This window comes from Cedecea neteri (assembly GCF_000758325.1).
GTDB lineage: Bacteria > Pseudomonadota > Gammaproteobacteria > Enterobacterales > Enterobacteriaceae > Cedecea > Cedecea neteri_B.
Genome location: NZ_CP009459.1, coordinates 1,627,002 through 1,645,417, shown reverse-complemented (window position 1 = coordinate 1,645,417; position 18,416 = coordinate 1,627,002). Strand labels below are relative to the sequence as shown.

At 54.6% G+C, this 18,416-nt stretch carries 20 protein-coding genes; 16 read left to right on the top strand and 4 right to left on the bottom strand.

Going from position 1 to position 18,416, the window contains the following annotated elements:
- Positions 1–41 precede the first annotated feature (41 nt).
- The 4 genes from LH86_RS07770 to sstT all read left to right on the top strand — a co-directional run bounded on the left by LH86_RS07770 (position 42) and on the right by sstT (position 4,312).
- Complete coding sequence (locus LH86_RS07770) at positions 42–542, top strand: M48 family metallopeptidase (protein ID WP_039289830.1); 501 nt, start codon at positions 42–44, stop codon at positions 540–542.
- 48 nt (positions 543–590) lie between these two features.
- Complete coding sequence (locus LH86_RS07765; RefSeq protein ID WP_039299912.1) at positions 591–1,589, top strand: Gfo/Idh/MocA family protein; 999 nt, start codon at positions 591–593, stop codon at positions 1,587–1,589.
- A 243-nt stretch (positions 1,590–1,832) separates the two neighbouring features.
- Positions 1,833–2,801: a TerC family protein gene (locus LH86_RS07760; protein WP_039299910.1), complete on the top strand. Its 969-nt coding sequence runs from the start codon at positions 1,833–1,835 to the stop codon at positions 2,799–2,801.
- 266 nt (positions 2,802–3,067) lie between these two features.
- Entirely contained in the window at positions 3,068–4,312 is a 1,245-nt protein-coding gene (gene sstT, locus LH86_RS07755) for a serine/threonine transporter SstT (protein WP_039299908.1), read from the top strand.
- A gap of 284 nt (positions 4,313–4,596) precedes the next feature.
- Here the strand turns inward: sstT and LH86_RS07750 are convergent, their stop codons facing one another.
- Both LH86_RS07750 and uxaC read right to left on the bottom strand, forming a co-directional pair.
- A complete protein-coding gene (locus LH86_RS07750; RefSeq protein WP_039299905.1) occupies positions 4,597–6,084 on the bottom strand; it encodes a UxaA family hydrolase in 1,488 nt (495 codons plus the stop codon).
- A 7-nt stretch (positions 6,085–6,091) separates the two neighbouring features.
- The gene (gene uxaC / locus LH86_RS07745; RefSeq protein WP_039299902.1) at positions 6,092–7,504 is read right to left on the bottom strand and encodes a glucuronate isomerase; all 1,413 of its coding nucleotides are present in this window, start codon (positions 7,502–7,504) and stop codon (positions 6,092–6,094) included.
- 376 nt (positions 7,505–7,880) lie between these two features.
- Here uxaC and LH86_RS07740 point away from each other — a divergent pair, with 376 nt between their 5' ends.
- The 11 genes from LH86_RS07740 to LH86_RS07690 all read left to right on the top strand — a co-directional run bounded on the left by LH86_RS07740 (position 7,881) and on the right by LH86_RS07690 (position 15,213).
- Positions 7,881–9,182 carry an MFS transporter gene (locus LH86_RS07740; RefSeq protein ID WP_039299898.1) on the top strand — a complete coding sequence of 434 codons (1,302 nt, stop codon included), beginning with the start codon at positions 7,881–7,883 and terminating at the stop codon, positions 9,180–9,182.
- Positions 9,183–9,292: 110 nt separating this feature from the next.
- Complete coding sequence (gene exuR / locus LH86_RS07735) at positions 9,293–10,069, top strand: transcriptional regulator ExuR (protein WP_039299895.1); 777 nt, start codon at positions 9,293–9,295, stop codon at positions 10,067–10,069.
- A 320-nt stretch (positions 10,070–10,389) separates the two neighbouring features.
- Positions 10,390–11,052 carry a DedA family general envelope maintenance protein YqjA gene (yqjA, locus tag LH86_RS07730; protein ID WP_039299892.1) on the top strand — a complete coding sequence of 221 codons (663 nt, stop codon included), beginning with the start codon at positions 10,390–10,392 and terminating at the stop codon, positions 11,050–11,052.
- 9 nt (positions 11,053–11,061) lie between these two features.
- Positions 11,062–11,439 (top strand): EnvZ/OmpR regulon moderator MzrA, encoded by a 378-nt coding sequence (gene mzrA, locus LH86_RS07725; RefSeq protein ID WP_039299888.1) that lies wholly within the window; start codon positions 11,062–11,064, stop codon positions 11,437–11,439.
- A gap of 181 nt (positions 11,440–11,620) precedes the next feature.
- Positions 11,621–11,989, top strand: coding sequence for a DUF1090 domain-containing protein (locus LH86_RS07720; protein WP_039299885.1), 369 nt, complete (start codon positions 11,621–11,623; stop codon positions 11,987–11,989).
- Between the two features lie 50 nt (positions 11,990–12,039).
- Positions 12,040–12,345 (top strand): DUF883 family protein, encoded by a 306-nt coding sequence (locus LH86_RS07715; RefSeq protein WP_008460461.1) that lies wholly within the window; start codon positions 12,040–12,042, stop codon positions 12,343–12,345.
- A 1-nt stretch (position 12,346) separates the two neighbouring features.
- Positions 12,347–12,745 (top strand): phage holin family protein, encoded by a 399-nt coding sequence (locus LH86_RS07710; protein ID WP_039299882.1) that lies wholly within the window; start codon positions 12,347–12,349, stop codon positions 12,743–12,745.
- Positions 12,742–13,032, top strand: coding sequence for a YqjK-like family protein (locus tag LH86_RS07705; RefSeq protein ID WP_039299879.1), 291 nt, complete (start codon positions 12,742–12,744; stop codon positions 13,030–13,032). The genes LH86_RS07710 and LH86_RS07705 overlap by 4 nt, the downstream gene beginning before the upstream one ends.
- Positions 13,033–13,278: 246 nt before the next feature.
- Complete coding sequence (locus tag LH86_RS07700) at positions 13,279–13,671, top strand: DoxX family protein (RefSeq protein ID WP_039289778.1); 393 nt, start codon at positions 13,279–13,281, stop codon at positions 13,669–13,671.
- A 73-nt stretch (positions 13,672–13,744) separates the two neighbouring features.
- The gene (locus LH86_RS07695) at positions 13,745–14,737 is read left to right on the top strand and encodes a glutathione S-transferase family protein (RefSeq protein WP_039299876.1); all 993 of its coding nucleotides are present in this window, start codon (positions 13,745–13,747) and stop codon (positions 14,735–14,737) included.
- Between the two features lie 104 nt (positions 14,738–14,841).
- The gene (locus tag LH86_RS07690) at positions 14,842–15,213 is read left to right on the top strand and encodes a DUF805 domain-containing protein (protein ID WP_039299873.1); all 372 of its coding nucleotides are present in this window, start codon (positions 14,842–14,844) and stop codon (positions 15,211–15,213) included.
- Positions 15,214–15,265: 52 nt separating this feature from the next.
- Here LH86_RS07690 and mpl read toward each other — a convergent pair whose 3' ends face one another.
- On the bottom strand, positions 15,266–16,651 hold the full coding sequence (mpl, locus tag LH86_RS07685) for a UDP-N-acetylmuramate:L-alanyl-gamma-D-glutamyl-meso-diaminopimelate ligase (protein WP_039299869.1): 1,386 nt from the start codon (positions 16,649–16,651) through the stop codon (positions 15,266–15,268).
- A 175-nt stretch (positions 16,652–16,826) separates the two neighbouring features.
- On the opposite strand from mpl, the gene fbp reads away from it, so the two are divergent.
- Complete coding sequence (fbp, locus tag LH86_RS07680; RefSeq protein ID WP_008460446.1) at positions 16,827–17,825, top strand: class 1 fructose-bisphosphatase; 999 nt, start codon at positions 16,827–16,829, stop codon at positions 17,823–17,825.
- Between the two features lie 45 nt (positions 17,826–17,870).
- Here fbp and LH86_RS07675 read toward each other — a convergent pair whose 3' ends face one another.
- A complete protein-coding gene (locus LH86_RS07675) occupies positions 17,871–18,368 on the bottom strand; it encodes a DUF2569 domain-containing protein (protein ID WP_039299867.1) in 498 nt (165 codons plus the stop codon).
- Positions 18,369–18,416: the final 48 nt, after the last annotated feature.

Sequence of the window (18,416 nt, the reverse complement as noted above, 5' to 3'; positions counted from 1 at the left end):
GGGCGAGAGTATACCTTTTTTTCCTTCAACCTGAGACAAGCATGAGCGAACTGATTTATTTAAGCGGCTATCCGGAGCATTTGCTCTCGCAGGTGCGCACCCTGATTAGCGAGCAGCGCCTGGGCGCGGTGCTGGAAAAACGCTACCCGCAGGGGCACAACATCGCGACCGATAAAGCGCTTTATGCTTACACTCAGGAGTTGAAAAACCAGTTTCTGCGCAATGCGCCCCCGATAAATAAAGTCGCTTATGACAACAAGATCCACGTGCTGAACAACGCGCTGGGGCTGCATACCGCGATTTCTCGCGTGCAGGGCAACAAATTAAAAGCTAAGGCGGAGATTCGCGTGGCGACCGTGTTTCGCACCGCCCCAGAAGCTTTTTTACGCATGATTGTGGTTCACGAGCTGGCGCATCTTAAGGAGAAGGATCACAACAAAGCGTTTTACTCCTTGTGCTGTCATATGGAACCGCAGTATCACCAGTTAGAATTCGATACACGACTTTGGCTTACCCAACTGGCGCTTAGCGGCGCGGCTTGATAAAGCCCCGATTTATTGATTATCGACTTCCGGAGAACGCACCCGTTTATGATACGTTTCGCTGTGATTGGAACCAACTGGATCACCCGCCAGTTCGTGGATGCCGCCCATGAGAGCGGCAAATATAAGCTGACTGCGGTGTATTCCCGCAGCCTCGAACAGGCGCAAAGCTTCGCCAACGATTACCCGGTGGAGCATCTGTTTACTTCACTGGATGAGCTGGCGCAGAGCGATGTGATCGACGCGGTGTATATCGCCAGCCCGAACTCGCTGCACGGCCCGCAGAGCCTGCTGTTCCTGAGCCACAAAAAGCACGTCATTTGCGAGAAACCGCTGGCGTCTAATCTTGCCGAGGTTGAAGCGGCCATCGCCTGCGCCCGTGAAAATCAGGTGGTGCTGTTCGAGGCGTTCAAAACCGCCAGCCTGCCTAACTTTATTGCCCTGCAGCAGGCGCTGCCGAAGGTGGGAAAAATTCGCAAGGTGCTGCTCAACTACTGCCAGTACTCTTCCCGCTACCAGCGTTACCTGGACGGTGAAAATCCGAACACCTTTAATCCGGCGTTTTCTAACGGCTCGATCATGGACATCGGTTTCTACGTGCTGGCCTCAGCGGCGGCCTTGTGGGGCGAGCCGCAAGCCGTTCATGCCACGGCTTCCCTGCTGGACAGCGGCGTAGACGCGCACGGCACCGTGCAGCTGCACTACGGTGATTTTGACGTGACTCTGCTGCATTCCAAAGTGAGCGATTCGACGATTCCAAGCGAAATTCAGGGTGAAGCCGGATCGCTGGTGATCGAAAAAATCTCTGAATGCCAGCGGGTGACGTTTATCCCGCGCGGCGGCAAACCGCAGGATCTGAGCCAGCCGCAGCATATCAACACCATGCTGTACGAAGCGGAGACGTTCGCGCGTTTGGTGGAAGAGAATGAGGTCAATCACGCCGGGCTGGTGACATCGCGCATCACCTCAGCGCTGGCGACCAAGATTCGCCGCCAGACCGGGGTGAAGTTCCCGGCGGACGACGTGGGCCAGCAGGCCACGGCATAAAGTATTTCGTATAAAAGTAGGTATCAAATATTGACCAAAGCCATGGCTTGTCATATTTTGTTACCTGCAAAGGGGAGTAACTTCATTGCCGGTTAATCGTCATTACGATGCGCAAGCATCCGGTTGCCGGGCGACGTGAAAACGTCGTAAGTGAGACCTTGCCGGAAGGCGAGATCCCTGTTGCAAGCGAAAGCGGCTGGCGTCTTCTGATGTTGGCCGTTTTTGTTTTCAAGGAATCTCATTATGCATACTGTCGGTACCCCGCTGCTCTGGGGCAGCTTCGCCGTCGTGGTCGCCATCATGCTGGCGATCGATCTGCTGGTTCAGGGCCGTCGCGGCTCGCACACCATGTCAATGAAACAGGCGGCCGTCTGGTCGCTGGTTTGGGTTTCACTTTCCCTGCTGTTTAACCTCGCTTTCTGGTGGTATCTCAGCGGCACTGCCGGGCGCGAAGTCGCCGATACTCAGGCGCTAGCCTTCCTCACCGGTTACCTGATCGAAAAAGCGCTGGCGGTCGATAACGTCTTCGTCTGGCTGATGCTGTTCAGCTACTTTGCCGTGCCTGCCGCGCTGCAGCGACGCGTGCTGGTTTACGGCGTGCTGGGCGCAATCATTCTCAGAACCATCATGATCTTCGGCGGCAGCTGGCTGATTACCCAGTTCGAATGGCTGCTGTATGTGTTCGGCGCTTTCTTGCTCTTCACCGGTGTGAAAATGGCGCTGGCAAAAGAGGACGATACCGGCATCGGCGACAAGCCGCTGGTTCGATGGCTGCGCGGCCATCTGCGCATGACGGATAAGATAGAGAACGAGCGCTTCTTCGTGCGCCAGAACGGCCTGCTGTACGCGACGCCGCTGCTGCTGGTGCTGATTCTGGTCGAGCTGAGCGACGTGATTTTCGCGGTAGATAGTATTCCGGCGATCTTCGCGGTGACCACCGACCCGTTCATTGTGCTGACGTCGAACCTGTTCGCGATCCTCGGCCTGCGCGCCATGTACTTCCTGCTGGCGGGCGTGGCAGAGCGCTTCTCGATGCTGAAATATGGTCTGTCGGTGATCCTGGTGTTTATCGGTATCAAGATGCTGATCGTCGATTTCTACCATATTCCTATCGCCGTTTCGCTCGGCGTGGTGGGCGGTATTCTGGCAGGAACGCTGATTATTAACGCCTGGGTTAACCACCGTAACGACCAGAAGACGTCGATTAAATAGACCAGCTTTTCATCACAAATTAAGGGGCGTAATGCCCCTTTTACGTTCTGGCAATCCGCCATCGCATCAAATTGCTGAATATGTCACACGAATGTTAATGATCAGTTACGAAATCTAACACTGAACGCAATTCCAGCTTGAAATGCTTTTTCCTTCCCCGCTTTTCCTTATACTCACCGGGCAAACACATTTTCTTACAACCGCATAGACGTAGCTCACTACGCACGCGGCACAGCACGACATCACTGAAACACAGGAAGGTATTCATGAGTTCGCAAGCTTCTGGACTACTGCAGCGCTTTGCCCGCGGCAGCCTCGTAAAACAAATTCTCGTTGGCCTGGTGCTGGGCATTCTGCTCGCGCTGGTCTCAAAACCTGCCGCTATCGCAACCGGCCTGCTCGGCACGCTGTTCGTCGGCGCATTGAAAGCCGTGGCGCCGGTGCTGGTACTCACACTGGTGATGGCTTCCATCGCGAACCATCAGCACGGCCAAAAAACCAATATTCGCCCTATCCTGGTGCTCTATTTACTGGGCACTTTCTCCGCCGCGCTGACCGCCGTCGTCGTTAGCTTTATGTTCCCTTCCACGCTGCACCTGACCAGCGGCGCTACGGACATTACTCCGCCGTCCGGGATCGTCGAGGTGGTTCACGGTTTACTGATGAGCGTGATTGCCAACCCGATACACGCCCTGCTGAACGCCAACTACATCGGTATTCTGGTGTGGGCGGTTGGTCTGGGCTTTGCTCTGCGCCACGGCAATGAAACCACCAAAAACCTGGTGAACGATTTGTCTGACGCGGTGACCTTTATCGTGAAGGTGGTGATCCGCTTCGCCCCTATCGGGATCTTTGGCCTGGTCGCCTCCACGCTTGCCACCACCGGTTTTTCCACGCTCTGGAGCTATGCCCAGTTACTGCTAGTGCTGTTGGGCTGCATGTTCGGCGTGGCGCTGATCATCAACCCGCTGCTGGTGTTTATCACCACTCGCCGTAACCCGTATCCGCTGGTGCTGGCCTGCCTGCGCGAAAGCGGCGTGACCGCGTTCTTTACCCGCAGCTCCGCGGCGAATATTCCGGTCAACATGAGCATGTGCCAGAAGATGAACCTGGATCGCGATACTTATTCGGTGTCGATTCCGCTGGGCGCAACGATCAATATGGCCGGGGCGGCCATCACCATTACGGTGCTGACGCTGGCGGCCGTTCATACCCTGGGCGTGCCGGTGGATCTGCCAACCGCGCTGCTGCTGAGCGTGGTGGCTTCACTTTGCGCCTGTGGGGCTTCGGGCGTGGCAGGCGGTTCGCTGCTGCTGATCCCGCTGGCCTGCGGCATGTTCGGCATTCCGAACGAGATTGCCATGCAGGTGGTGGCGGTCGGCTTTATCATCGGCGTATTGCAGGATTCCTGCGAAACCGCGCTGAACTCCTCTACCGACGTTATCTTCACTGCCGCCGTTTGCCAGGCAGAAGATGCTCGTCTGGCGAAGGCCGATTTGTTACGCGGTTAATTCTGACGAGCCACGCTGGGTGTTCGGCACTGACTTAAACCACAGCATCGTTTCTGGTTTTTACCCTCACCCTAACCCTCTCCCTAAAAGGGAGAGGGGATAAGCGCTATACCCCTCAGCTTACTTTCTCGCTCGCCCCTTGGGGAAAGAGGATAAACCTTGTCTCCCGCAGCTTGTTTTCTCCCTCGCCCCCTTGGGGAGACGGGATAAACCCTGTCTCCCGCAGCTTCTTTTCTCCCTCTCCCCCTTGGGGAGAGGGCCGGGGTGAGGGGAGGACCGGGAATTCATAGCGTGACACCACTTTTAAACAGCGCCAGCTCGCGAAAATCATTTTTCTCGTTGCAGGTTGGCGCGCCGTTCACTTTCTCAACTATCGTCTCAATAAACTGCGCCAGCAGCTCGGGCATCGTGCTGCCATGCAGCAGCCTGCCCGCGTCAAAGTCTATCCAGTGCGGTTTCTTCGTGGCTAGCTCGCTATTGGTAGCAATTTTTAGCGTCGGCACAAAGCCGCCGTAGGGCGTCCCGCGTCCGGTGCTGAACAGCACCATATGGCAGCCTGCCCCCGCCAAAGCGCTGGTAGCGACCGCATCGTTACCCGGCGCGCTCAGCAGGTTTAAGCCAGTCTGTTTTAGCCTTTCGCCATAGCGAAGAACATCGACCACCTGGCTTTCACCGGCTTTTTGCGTACAGCCGAGGGATTTCTCCTCAAGCGTGGTGATCCCGCCCGCTTTATTCCCCGGCGACGGGTTCTCGTAGATCGGCTGCTGGTGTGCGATGAAGTAGCGTTTGAAATCGTTGACCATTGCCACGGTTTTCTCAAACGTGGCTTCGTCCCTGCAATGGCTCATCAACAGCCGCTCCGCACCGAACATTTCAGGCACTTCCGTCAGCACCGTAGTACCGCCGTTCGCCACCATATAATCCGAGAACCGGCCCAGCATCGGGTTGGCGGTAATACCGGAGAGGCCGTCCGAACCGCCGCATTCCAGCCCAAATTTCAGCTCGCTCAGTTTTCCAGGTTCACGCCTGTCGTGACGCATGGCCTCATACAAGGCTCGTAAATGCTCCAACCCCGCTTCAACCTCATCGTCCTGCTGCTGAAGCGCCATGAAATGGACGCGTTCGGGGTCGTATTCCCCCAGCGTTTCGCGGAACGCACCGATCTGATTGTTCTCGCAGCCCAGCCCCACCACCAGCACCGCGCCCGCGTTCGGGTGATGAACCATGTTTTGCAGCATGGTGCGGGTATTGAGATGGTCGTCCCCCAGTTGGGAGCAGCCAAACTGGTGGCTGAACAGCCAGGCACCGTCGATATCCGGGGCGTTATTGGTTTCCTGCAGGAAGCGGCTCAACATCTGACGAGCCATGCCGTTCACGCAGCCGACGGTCGGCAGGATCCATAGCTCGTTACGAACGCCGATCGCGCCGTTGCTGCGGCGATAGATGTTGACTTCCCGGTCGCCAAAAGGCTCCACCGCGGGCACGACTTCCGGCTGATAGCGGTATTCATCGACGTCATTAAGGTTGGTGCGCAGGTTATGGGAATGTAGATGCTCACCTGCGGCAACATGGCAAAGCGTGTGGCCAATGGGCAGGCCATATTTCACGACGTTTGCCCCTTCGGCAATCGCCTGGAGCGCAAACTTGTGGCCGCGCGCGATCGGCTGGCTCAGCCTGAAAGCTTCCGGCGGAGTGCCTACTTCTTCGCCTTCCGCCAGGTCCACCAGGGCGACAGCAACGTTATCCAGCGCATGGATCCTGATATATCGCATCCCGGCCTCAGTTCAGCTCAATGGCAAAATAGTCGCGGGCGTTGTTGAAGCAGATGTTTTTCACCATCTCCCCCAGCAGCGGCATATCTTCAGGCACTTCCCCCGCCTGAACCCAATGGCCCATCATGCGGCATAGAATACGGCGGAAGTATTCGTGGCGCGTATAGGAGAGGAAACTGCGGCTGTCGGTCAACATACCGACAAAGCGGCTCAGCAGCCCAAGCTGGGCGAGCTGAGTCATCTGCCGCTCCATGCCGTCTTTCTGATCGTTAAACCACCAGCCGGAGCCAAACTGCATTTTGCCAGGCATGCCTTCGCCCTGGAAGTTACCGACCATCGTGCCAATCACTTCGTTATCCCGAGGATTGAGGCAGTAGAGAATGGTTTTCGGCAGCAGGTTTTCTTCATTTTGCTTGCTTAACAGTTTCGACAACGGCTCGGCCAGCGGGCGATCGTTGATAGAATCAAAGCCTACATCCGGCCCCAGCAGGCGGAACTGGCGCTGGTTATTGTTACGCAGCGCGCCGATGTGGTACTGCTGCACCCAGCCGCGACGGGCGTATTCCGTGCCAAGCCAGGCCAGCACCGCCGTTTTAAATTGCGCGACTTCGGTGTCGTTAACCGCACCGCCAGCCAGGCGACGGGCAAGAATTGCGTCCAGCGTGGCTTCATCCGCTTCGGCAAAGACCACCACGTCCAGCGCATGATCGGCCACCTTGCAGCCGTGGGCAGCAAAATGATCGAGCCTTTTGCTCAGCGCCGCCTGGAGATCGCTAAAACGACGAATGTCGGTATCGGACACGGCGGCCAGCGTCGAAATGTAGTCGGTAAACGTCGCCTGCTCGATATTAAAGGCTTTGTCCGGCCGCCAGCTCGGCAGCACTTTGATGTCGAAGCTACCGTCTTTAGCCACGGCGGCATGGTGCACCAGAGAATCCACCGGATCGTCAGTGGTGCCGACCATTTTCACGTTCATCTGCTGCATGATGCCGCGGGCGGTGAATGAATCCTGCTCCAGCAAGGCGTTGCACTGCTGCCAGATATCCTCCGCCGTTGCCAGCGAGAGCAGTTTGCCGGTAATGCCAAACGGGCGACGCAGCTCCAAATGCGTCCAGTGATAGAGCGGATTGCCGAGGGTATGCGGCACGGTGGCAGCCCAGGCATCAAACTTTTCGCGGTCGCTGGCATCGCCGGTGCAAAGCCGCTCGGCCACGCCGTTAGTCCGCATCGCCCGCCACTTGTAGTGATCCCCTTTCAGCCAGATGTCATACAGGTTTTTAAAGCGATAGTTGTCGGCAATTTGCTGCGGCGGCAGATGGCAGTGGTAGTCAAAAATGGGCTGCGATTTCGCGTAGTCATGGTACAGACGGCGGGAAAATTCAGTATCAAGAAGAAAGTCGTCAGTCATAAAGGGGGTCATAGGAGATTTCCTCTGCAGATAACGGTGCTATGCATTCGCATCATGATGGCACAAAGTTATCACACCAATTTTTCTGCAACGACCTCAATTTTGCGTCAATGGTCACAAAACAAACACATAAATTCCGCCTTTATATGCATAAAACGGACTAAATCCCGCGCCGATACTGACCTGAGAGCAAGATATAGCCCAACATTACGCGAAAATGCTTTTGTGATATCACTCAACTTATAAAGATGTATGACAAGTTATCTTTCAAACCGTCGCAGTACCTCTTGCCGGGCATCGCTTGCCGCGGCCCATGGGTGACAAGAGCAGGAACGGAAGCCGATTTATCGGGAACAACGTTCACAATAAAGACGGGATGGGGTTAGAAATGCGAAAAATAAAAGGTTTACGCTGGTACATGATAGCGCTGGTGACGCTGGGCACCGTGCTGGGCTATCTGACCCGCAATACGGTGGCCGTCGCGGCCCCCACGCTGATGAGCGAACTGAATATCACTACGCAGCAATACTCGTGGATCATCGCCGCCTATTCGGCTTGTTATACCGTTATGCAGCCTGTCGCGGGCTATCTGCTTGACGTGCTGGGTACCAAAGTGGGCTACGCGGTGTTCGCCGTTGCCTGGGCTATTTTCTGTGGCGCAACCGCGCTAGCGGGCAGCTGGGGTGGTCTCGCTCTTGCCCGTGGCGCAGTCGGTGCCGCCGAAGCTGCGATGATCCCCGCAGGGCTAAAGGCCAGCAGCGAGTGGTTCCCCGCCAAAGAACGCTCTATTGCGGTGGGGTATTTCAACGTCGGCTCTTCCATTGGAGCCATGATTGCCCCCCCGCTGGTAGTCTGGGCCATTGTGATGCACAGCTGGCAGATGGCGTTCATGATAACCGGCGCACTTAGCTTTATCTGGGCCATGATCTGGCTGTGGTTCTACAAAAATCCCCGCGACCAGAAAAAACTCACCAGCGAAGAACGCGAGTACATCATTAGCGGCCAGGAAGCCCAGCACCAGACCGATAACACGAAAAAGATGTCGGCGTGGAAAATCCTGCGTAACCGCCAGTTCTGGGGCATCGCCCTGCCGCGCTTCCTCGCTGAGCCCGCGTGGGGCACGTTCAATGCCTGGATCCCGCTGTTCATGTTTAAAGCCTACGGCTTCAACCTGAAAGAGATCGCGATGTTCGCGTGGATGCCCATGCTGTTTGCCGACTTTGGCTGCATTCTTGGGGGCTATTTACCGCCGCTGTTCCAGCGCTGGTTTGGCGTTAACCTGATTGTTTCACGCAAGCTGGTGGTCACGATGGGGGCCATCCTGATGATTGGGCCTGGTACGATAGGCCTGTTTACCAGCCCTTACGTGGCGATTGCCTTGCTCTGCGTGGGTGGATTTGCTCATCAGGCGCTGTCCGGGGCGTTAATTACGCTTTCTTCCGACGTTTTTGGCCGGAACGAAGTCGCCACGGCGAACGGACTGACGGGCATGGCGGCCTGGACCGCCAGCACCTTGTTTGCCCTGGTCGTCGGCGCGCTGGCCGACACGATGGGATTCAGCCCGCTTTTCGCAGCGCTTGCCGTGTTCGATCTTCTCGGCGCGATTGTTATCTGGACGGTGCTGAAAAACCAGTCTGCCAGCGAACTCGCGGCCGCAGCTCCCGTCCCGGAGGCCGTGACACAGTCCTGATGTAAAAACCGCCGCCTTCGGGCGGCAATTCTCACGTTGGTTGCTAGAGCGATACCCGGAAAAGTGGTATAACAAATTTATTCACGTACAGCCCTCTTCCGGAGCAACTTATGGATGCCGTAGAACCCCGCCGCCTTTATCAGCAGCTTGCCGCCGAATTAAAACAACGCATTGAAACCGGTGTTTATCAGGTCGGGGAAAAACTGCCTGCGGAGCGGTTTATCGCCGAAGAGAAAAACGTCAGCCGCACCGTCGTCCGCGAAGCAATTATCATGCTGGAAGTGGAAGGTTACGTTGAGGTTCGCAAGGGTTCAGGTATTCACGTGATGTCTAACCAGGCAAAATACATGACCGTGCCGGATGAGCGCTTTGAGTTTGCCAATTATGGCCCTTTCGAGCTGCTGCAGGCGCGACAGCTTATTGAAAGTAATATCGCGGAGTTCGCCGCAACCCAAGTCACCAAGCAAGATATTGTGAAACTGATGGAGATCCAGGAAAAGGCGCGAAAAGAGCAAACTTACCGTGATTCTGAGTGGGATCTGCAGTTTCACGTCCAGGTTGCACTGGCTACGCAAAACGGCGCGCTGGCAACCATCGTCGAAAAAATGTGGAGTCACCGCATCCACAACCCGTACTGGAAGAAACTGCACGAACACATCGATATGCGCCCGGTAGATAACTGGTGTGACGATCACGATCAGATTCTTAAAGCCCTGATTCGTAAAGACCCACATGCTGCAAAACTGGCGATGTGGCAGCATCTGGAAAATACCCGTCAAATGCTGTTTAACGCCACCAGCGATGATTTTGAATTCAATGCTGACCGCTATTTCTTTGCAGAAAACCCGGTCATTCACCTTGATACAGCCGCAAACGGTCAAAAATAGTCATTTTTACGGCCGAGGGTAAGCAAACCATAAATAGTGTCAGCGTTTGTAAATACCCTCGCCAGCATCTCCCCCAGTAAGCAAAATCATTGCTCAACAAACTGCAAATACTGTGACGTATAACGCGTAGTTTTGTTACAATTAGATGCAATTTCACCGTCTGTGTGGGTTTCGTGCCCTCTCGCTGTCGTTTTAGGTCATGTTATTTCGACTCAGCGGCGCGGGCAGTGAGTTGTAGCCAGCAAATGATAATAACAACCATGCTGCATTCTGCTCATCCGTTTACACCGGCGACCTAAACAAAGTGCCAGGAACCCTGAATGGAACTACTGACTCAACTGCTCTCCGCTCTCTGGAGCCAGGATTTTGAAACACTCGCCAATCCGTCGATGATTGGCATGCTCTATTTTGTGCTGTTCATGATTTTATTTCTTGAGAACGGCATACTGCCGGCCGCGTTCTTACCCGGCGACAGTTTACTCGTGCTGGTTGGCGTTCTGATTGCTAAAGGCGCAATGGGTTTTCCCGAAACAGTCGCACTGCTGACCATCGCCGCAAGCCTCGGCAGCTGGCTGGGCTATATCCAGGGGCGCTGGCTGGGAAATACCCGTATCGTACAAAACTGGCTGTCGCACCTGCCGGCCCATTATCACCAGCGTTCACACCAGCTTTTCCATAAGCACGGGCTGTCTGCACTGCTCATTGGGCGCTTTATTGCTTTTGTTCGTACCCTGCTACCAACTATTGCCGGATTATCGGGTCTTAATAGCGCGCGCTTTCAGTTCTTTAACTGGATGAGCGGCCTGCTATGGATATTGATTCTGACAACTCTGGGCTATTTGCTGGGCAAAACGCCAGTCTTCCTGAAGTACGAAGACGCTTTGATGTCGTGCCTGATGCTGATCCCGGTGGTGCTTCTGGTCATCGGTCTGGTCGGTTCGTTAATCGTGCTTTGGCGTAAAAAACGTAGCCAAAGTCGCTAGAGGAATTCGATGAAATTTGCTTTCACTCGCCGCCTGAGGGCGGCGCTGCTTGTTGGAGCCCTGGCGATTGCGTCGCTGATGGTGTGGTCCGGCATGCAGAATAAGGATTCCACACTCGAAATTCGTGCCTCACGGCAGGGCGGCAGCATTCCCGACGGCTTTTATGTCTGGCACCACCTGGATGCCAACGGTATCCGCTTTAAAAGCATTACGCCGCTCAATAACACCCTATTGGTCACGTTTGATTCCAGCGCACAGAGTGAGGCGGCAAAAGAAGTCCTAAACCGCACGCTGCCCCAGGGGTATGTTATTGCTCAACAGGATGGAGACAAAGACGCGCTAGCCTGGCTCTCTATACTACGTCCTGACCACAACCACCTCGGCTAGTCCCCCCTTCTTTCAGTCTGAATTTGCTATCCTCTTCTGGGTTTTTAGCAGATTCATGACTATGCTTTACCCGTTTTCACCGCTATTTATCAGCGTTTTTTCACCACAATGGAACGATGCATGGAGTATGATCGTCCGATACTTTTATGAATCGTCTTAACAAACAATGGAAGGTTTAACCATGAATTACCGCACCGTACTGGCACTGGCTTTACTCACGCTAACTTCTGCCGCACAGGCAAATACCCTTTGCAGCGAGAAAGAGCAGGATATTCAACGCGAGATTGGCTATGCGGAAAAACACAACAATCAGCACCGTATTGATGGCCTGAAAAAAGCGCTGAGTGAAGTGCGTGAAAACTGCAGCGACGCAGGTCTGCGCGCTGAACACCAAAAGAAGATTGCCAAACAAAAAGCTGAGATCGAAGAGCGTAAAGCCGATCTCATCGAAGCCCGCCAGAAGGGCGACCCGGACAAAATCACCAAACGTGAAAAGAAACTTGCGGAAGCAGAAGATAGCCTCAAAGCTTTAGAGAAGCGTGATTACTGATTGTGTAGTCGCAGACTTTAAGGATCCATCTCAAACACTCGGAGAGAACTATGTCAAAAGATACTACGTCAGAACATTTACGCGCTGAGTTGAAATCCCTGGCAGATACGCTTGAAGAAGTCCTGAGTGCGTCCACGGACAAGTCAAAAACTGAACTGGACAAACTGCGTGCCAAAGCGGAAAAAACGCTAAAAGAGAGCCGGGATCGCCTGGGCGAAACCAGCGAGGCCATCGCCAAACAAACCCGTGAAGCGGCCGCCAAAGCGGATGATTATGTTCGCGAGAATCCGTGGACCGGCGTAGGCATTGGTGCGGCGGTCGGCGTCGTGCTGGGTGTGCTGCTGGCTCGTCGCTAATATGGCGGATTCTCACCAAAGCCAGGGGCCGGGCAAAAGCGTGCTCGGCGTTGGCCAGCGGCTGGTGACGATTCTGGTCGGCATGGTCGAAACGCGTGTGCGTCTTGCCGTGGTCGAGCTGGAAGAGGAAAAAGCACACATCGTCCAGCTGCTGCTGATGCTCGGCCTGACCATGCTGTTCGCCGCCTTTGGCTTAATGAGCCTGATGGTGCTGATTATCTGGGCCGTTGATCCGCAGTATCGTCTTAACGCCATGATTGCTACCACCGCCGTCCTGCTGTCGCTGGCATTGATCGGCGGTATCTGGACGCTGCGAAAGTCTCGTCAATCAACCCTGCTGCGCCACACCCGGCGCGAGCTGGAAAACGACAGGGACCTGCTGGAAGAGGATAAGCGATGAGTGATGCAGAACGCGTCAAACGCAAAGCCTATTTACTCAGTCAGGTTCAGCAGCAGCGGCTCGATCTCAGCGCCGCAAAACGCGACTGGCTACAGGTCACCAGCCCCTACGATCGCGGCTGGAACACTCTAGTCAACCTGCGTAGCTACGCGATGATCGCCAGCAGCGTGTTGGCAATCTGGACGGTGAAGCACCCCGGTAAACTCATGCGCTGGGCCAAACGAGGATTTGGCGCCTGGAGCACCTGGCGGCTTATTCGTAACACGCTTAACACCCCCTCGCGCTAAACTTAAACACCGCCTCTGGCGGTGTTTTTATTTCTGCCCTTCTCTTCCTTACCTCGTATTTTTACTTTCCTGACTTAGTTTCCTCAGGATATTTGAAGAACTTAGACAGTTTTCCTTGCTAACAATCTTTTTTCACCCCGTCTATTATCCTCCCCATCGACAGCAAACATCGGTAATCACTGGAGTTTGCGCACCTTTTAAGCCCTGGCCGAGTAAGCCGGAAAAGAAGAACCGCTGGAGAGTAAAATGAAAAAATTAGAAGATGTTGGCGTACTGGTTGCTCGTATTCTGATGCCAATCCTGTTTATTACCGCTGGCTGGGGCAAAATCACCGGTTATGCAGGTACACAGCAGTACATGGAAGCGATGGGCGTGCCGGGTGCACTGCTGCCGCTGACCATTCTGCTTGAGTTCGGCGGCGGTCTGGCCATTCTGTTCGGTTTCCTGACCCGCACAACCGCGCTGATCACCGCGCTGTTTACCGTGCTGACCGCGTTCCTGTTCCACAGCAACTTTGCTGAAGGCGTGAACTCCATTATGTTCATGAAAAACCTCACCATCGCAGGTGGCTACCTGCTGCTGGCGGTCTTCGGCCCGGGCGCAATCAGCCTTGACCGCGTCCTGAATAAAAAATGGTAAGCGTTCTATACTGATGAACACCGAGAAAGCGAAGACACCGTCTTCGCTTTTTTGCTATTGAGGAGGAGAAAAAATGGGACAACTCATCGACGGCGTCTGGCATGACGTCTGGTACGACACCAAATCGACCGGCGGCCGCTTTAAACGCTCTGAATCCGCCTTCCGCAACTGGCTGACTGCCGACGGCACAGCGGGGCCCTCCGGCAAAGCAGGATTCGCCGCAGAGAAAGATCGCTATCATCTGTATGTGTCTCTCGCCTGCCCCTGGGCGCATCGGACGCTTATCGTGCGCAAGTTAAAAGGCCTCGAGCCATTTATTTCCGTTTCCGTCGTTAACCCGCTGATGCTGCAAAACGGCTGGACGTTCGCGGAAGATTTCCCGGAGGCAACCGGCGACACGCTTTACCACCACGACTTCCTGTATCAGCTTTACCTGCAGGCCGATCCTCATTACACGGGCCGCGTGACGGTGCCCGTACTTTGGGATAAGAAAAACCAGACGATCGTCAGCAACGAGTCCGCAGAAATCATTCGGATGTTTAATACGGCCTTTGATGCGCTTGGTGCACGAGCTGGAAACTATTACCCCGACGAGCTCAAAAGCGAGATTGATGAGCTGAACGGCTGGATTTATGACACGGTAAACAATGGCGTGTACAAAGCGGGCTTTGCCACTTCTCAGGAAGCCTACGATGAAGCCGTTGAAAAAGTCTTCATCTCCCTGGCGCGTCTGGAGCAAATTCTTGGTCAGCATCGCTACTTAACCGGCCCGCAGCTAACCGAGGCAGATATTCGCCTGTGGACGACCCTGGTCCGTTTTGATCCGGTGTATGTCACCCACTTCAAGTGCGATAAATACCGCATCAGCGACTACCCAAATCTTTACGGTTTCCTGCGTGATATCTATCAGTTACCCGGCATCCGTGAAACGGTAAGCTTCCCGCATATCCGTACCCACTATTATCGCAGCCACAAAACGATCAACCCAACCGGCATCATTTCCATCGGCCCTGCACAAGATTTAGACGAGCCGCACGGGCGAGATGAGCGGTTTAGGAAGAGTTAAGAATATTCAGCGCAACAACGATTTACGGCCTATGCATTCACGACTATTCTTGAATCGATCGCTTCCCGTTCAGGTGATTGTCGGATAATCAAGGCAGGCCTTAGATGGATTGGTATTTCAAAGCATTAAGAAATTACATTGGGTTTGGCGGGCGTGCTCGCCGCAAAGAGTACTGGATGTTTCATCTGGTGAACTTCATCCTGGCGGGCGTGCTGAGCGTGCTGGATAAAATGCTTGGGCTGCACATCGCCAAGGATGAAGGGGCGCTCACCACGATTTATACCGTTCTGGTTTTCCTGCCGCTTTGGGCAGTCCAGTTTCGCCGCCTGCACGACACCGACCGCTCAGCCTGGTGGCTGTTGCTGCTGTTAATTCCGATTGTCGGCTGGCTGATTATTCTGGCATTCAACTGCCAGGACGGCACACCGGGAACTAACCGCTTTGGGCCAGATTCTAAAGCCCCCGAACTCTACTAAACAAAAAGGGCGTACCGTCAGGCACGCCCTTTTTTATCGTCAGGCTCTACGCTTAAAACGCTTGCTCACTCTGCTGTTCAGCTTTCTTCGCCAGACCATCCAGCAGTTTCTGATGAATACCGCCAAAGCCGCCGTTGCTCATGACCAGAATATGATCGCCAGGCTGGGCCGTTTTCACTACCATCTCCGCGAGCGTGTCCACATCCGCACTCCAGTGTGCTGGCTGCACGCACGCTTCCGCCACTTCAGCAACCTGCCACGGAATGTGCTGCGGTTGAAGCAGGAACACTTCGTCCGCGCGCCCCAGAGAAGGGGCCAGATCGTCTTTGCATACTCCCATTTTCATGGTGTTAGAACGAGGTTCCAGCACGGCCAGAATGCGAGCGGTACCGCCCACTTTCCCGCGCAGGGCAGCAAGCGTAGCCAGAATCGCCGTCGGGTGATGAGCAAAATCATCATAAACGGTGACGCCATGCGCTTCACCGCGCAGTTCAAGACGACGACGGGCGTTCACGAAACTACCCAGCGCCTGAGCTGCGTCAGCAGGAGTAACGCCAACGTGGCGGGCAGCGGCAATGGCCATCAGGCCGTTATGCATGTTGTGTTCGCCGACCAGTTGCCAGTTCACGGTGCCCACGCATTCGCCGTCCAGGTAAACTTCCCACTGCGAAGCATCGGTCGTCAGCTTCTTCGCCTGCCAGTGGCCCTGATCGCCCACCAGCTCCTGCTCGCTCCAGCAGCCCATCGCCAGGGTTTGCTTCAGATTGACGTCGTTTTCCGGCCAGATAATTTTGCCCTGGCCTGGGACAATGCGTACCAGGTGATGGAACTGCTTTTGGATCGCTTTCAGATCGTCAAAGATATCCGCGTGATCGAACTCGAGGTTATTGAGGATCAGCGTCCGCGGGCAGTAATGGACAAATTTTGAGCGTTTGTCGAAGAACGCGCAGTCATATTCATCGGCTTCAATAACGAAGAAGGGGCTATCGCCCAGGCGCGCAGATACGTCAAAGTTGCCCGGTACGCCGCCAATGACAAAGCCAGGCTTATAGCCACAGGCTTCAAGGATCCAGGTCGCCATGCCGGCGGTGGTGGTTTTACCATGCGTCCCCGCCACCGCAATCACCCAGCGGTCACGCAGCACAAAGTCATGCAGCCATTGCGGCCCGGACATATACGGAATGCCCTGCTCCAGCACGGCTTCCACGCACGGATTTCCGCGCGTCATCGCGTTACCGATGATCACCAGATCCGGGTGTGAGTCGAGCTGACTGGCGTCATAACCTTCGATTAACGAGATCCCCTGCTCTTCGAGCAGCGTACTCATCGGTGGGTAAACATTGGCGTCCGAGCCCGTCACTTCATGCCCTAAAGAGCGTGCCAGCATCGCCAGGCCGCCCATAAAGGTGCCACAGATCCCTAGAATATGAATGCGCATACGAAACTATCCTTTCTTTGTTTGGCGCACATTCTAACCGCATGGCTGCGGAGGCGAAACGCATTTCAGGATATTCCTTATCTTGCTGGCGCGATTCACCTGTGCGCGACAATTTGAAAATTTGTTAAGATTGTTGCGATCGCTTTATCCAACATAATGATGCAGGGAAAGTGTTATGAAAACGTTAGGTGAATTTATTGTCGAAAAGCAGCATGAGTTTTCCCATGCTACCGGTGAGCTCACGGCTTTACTGTCGGCAATAAAGCTGGGCGCTAAAATCATCCACCGCGATATCAATAAGGCCGGTCTGGTCGATATCCTGGGGGCGAGCGGTGCCGAAAACGTGCAGGGCGAAGAGCAGCAAAAACTCGACCTGTTCGCGAATGAAAAACTGAAGGCAGCGTTAAAAGCGCGCGGTATTGTGGCCGGTATCGCTTCCGAAGAAGAAGACGAGATCGTGGTCTTTGAAGGCGCCGAGCAGGCAAAATATGTCGTGCTGATGGACCCGCTTGACGGATCTTCTAACATCGATGTCAACGTGTCCGTTGGCACCATTTTCTCTATTTACCGCCGCATTACGCCAGTCGGCACGCCGGTCACCGAGGAGGATTTCCTCCAGCCAGGTAACCAGCAGGTTGCTGCAGGCTACGTGGTTTACGGCTCATCAACGATGCTGGTTTACACCACCGGCTGCGGCGTACACGCCTTCACCTACGATCCTTCTCTCGGCGTGTTCTGCCTGAGCCAGGAACGTATGCGCTTCCCGGAAAGAGGCAACACCTACTCCATTAACGAAGGCAACTACATTAAATTCCCGACCGGCGTGAAGAAGTACATCAAGTTCTGCCAGGAAGAAGATGCCGCCAGCAAGCGCCCGTACACCTCGCGCTACATTGGCTCCCTGGTCGCGGACTTCCATCGTAACCTGCTGAAAGGCGGTATTTATCTTTACCCAAGCACCGCCAGCCACCCGGAAGGCAAGCTGCGTTTGCTGTATGAGGGCAACCCAATGGCGTTCCTCGCGGAACAGGCCGGCGGAAAAGCCAGCGACGGGAAAGAGAGAATTCTGGATATCATCCCAACCACGCTGCACCAGCGCCGCCCGTTCTTCGTCGGCACGAAACACATGGTCGATGACGTAGAGCGCTTTATTCGCGAATACCCGGACGCCTGATGACAACGGCGTGCCGCCGCCATACCCGCAGCGGCACGCTGAAAATCAGAGGACGAAAGTGCGCTTAACTCGCTCGGAAACGCAGAAATAAGGGATCCAGATACAGGCCCCAAAGAAGTTACGCATCAACGTTTTTGCCGCGTCAAAATCGATCGGCACTTCGAAGAAGGCCTTGGCGAAGTAAAGATCCAACGCCTGGAAAACGATTCCTGCCACGAACAACACAATATAGTAGCGTGGTAGCTGGCGCTTTTTACGGAAAAAGAGGCTAGAAACGTAAATGGCCGAGGCAAACAGGCCTGCAAACCCTACGGCTTCGAAAATCAGTACTCCCCAGGCAGCCCCGGTAAAATAATCATAATTATTCGTTATTATTTTCAGAGTGTTAACGAAAGCGATAAAGTTGAACAGAACCGAAAGCACCAAACCCAGCGCGGGGACATAAAGCCAGCCACGGATACGTTTAAACTCTTTCTCCTCACACACAGCGCAGTAATCGCTGTCTTTTATCGCTTCGTTATCACACTGAATGCAGATTGCCATAGATCCCTCTTAAAAATCCTAACAGATTGTTTATACGTTAAATTTTTA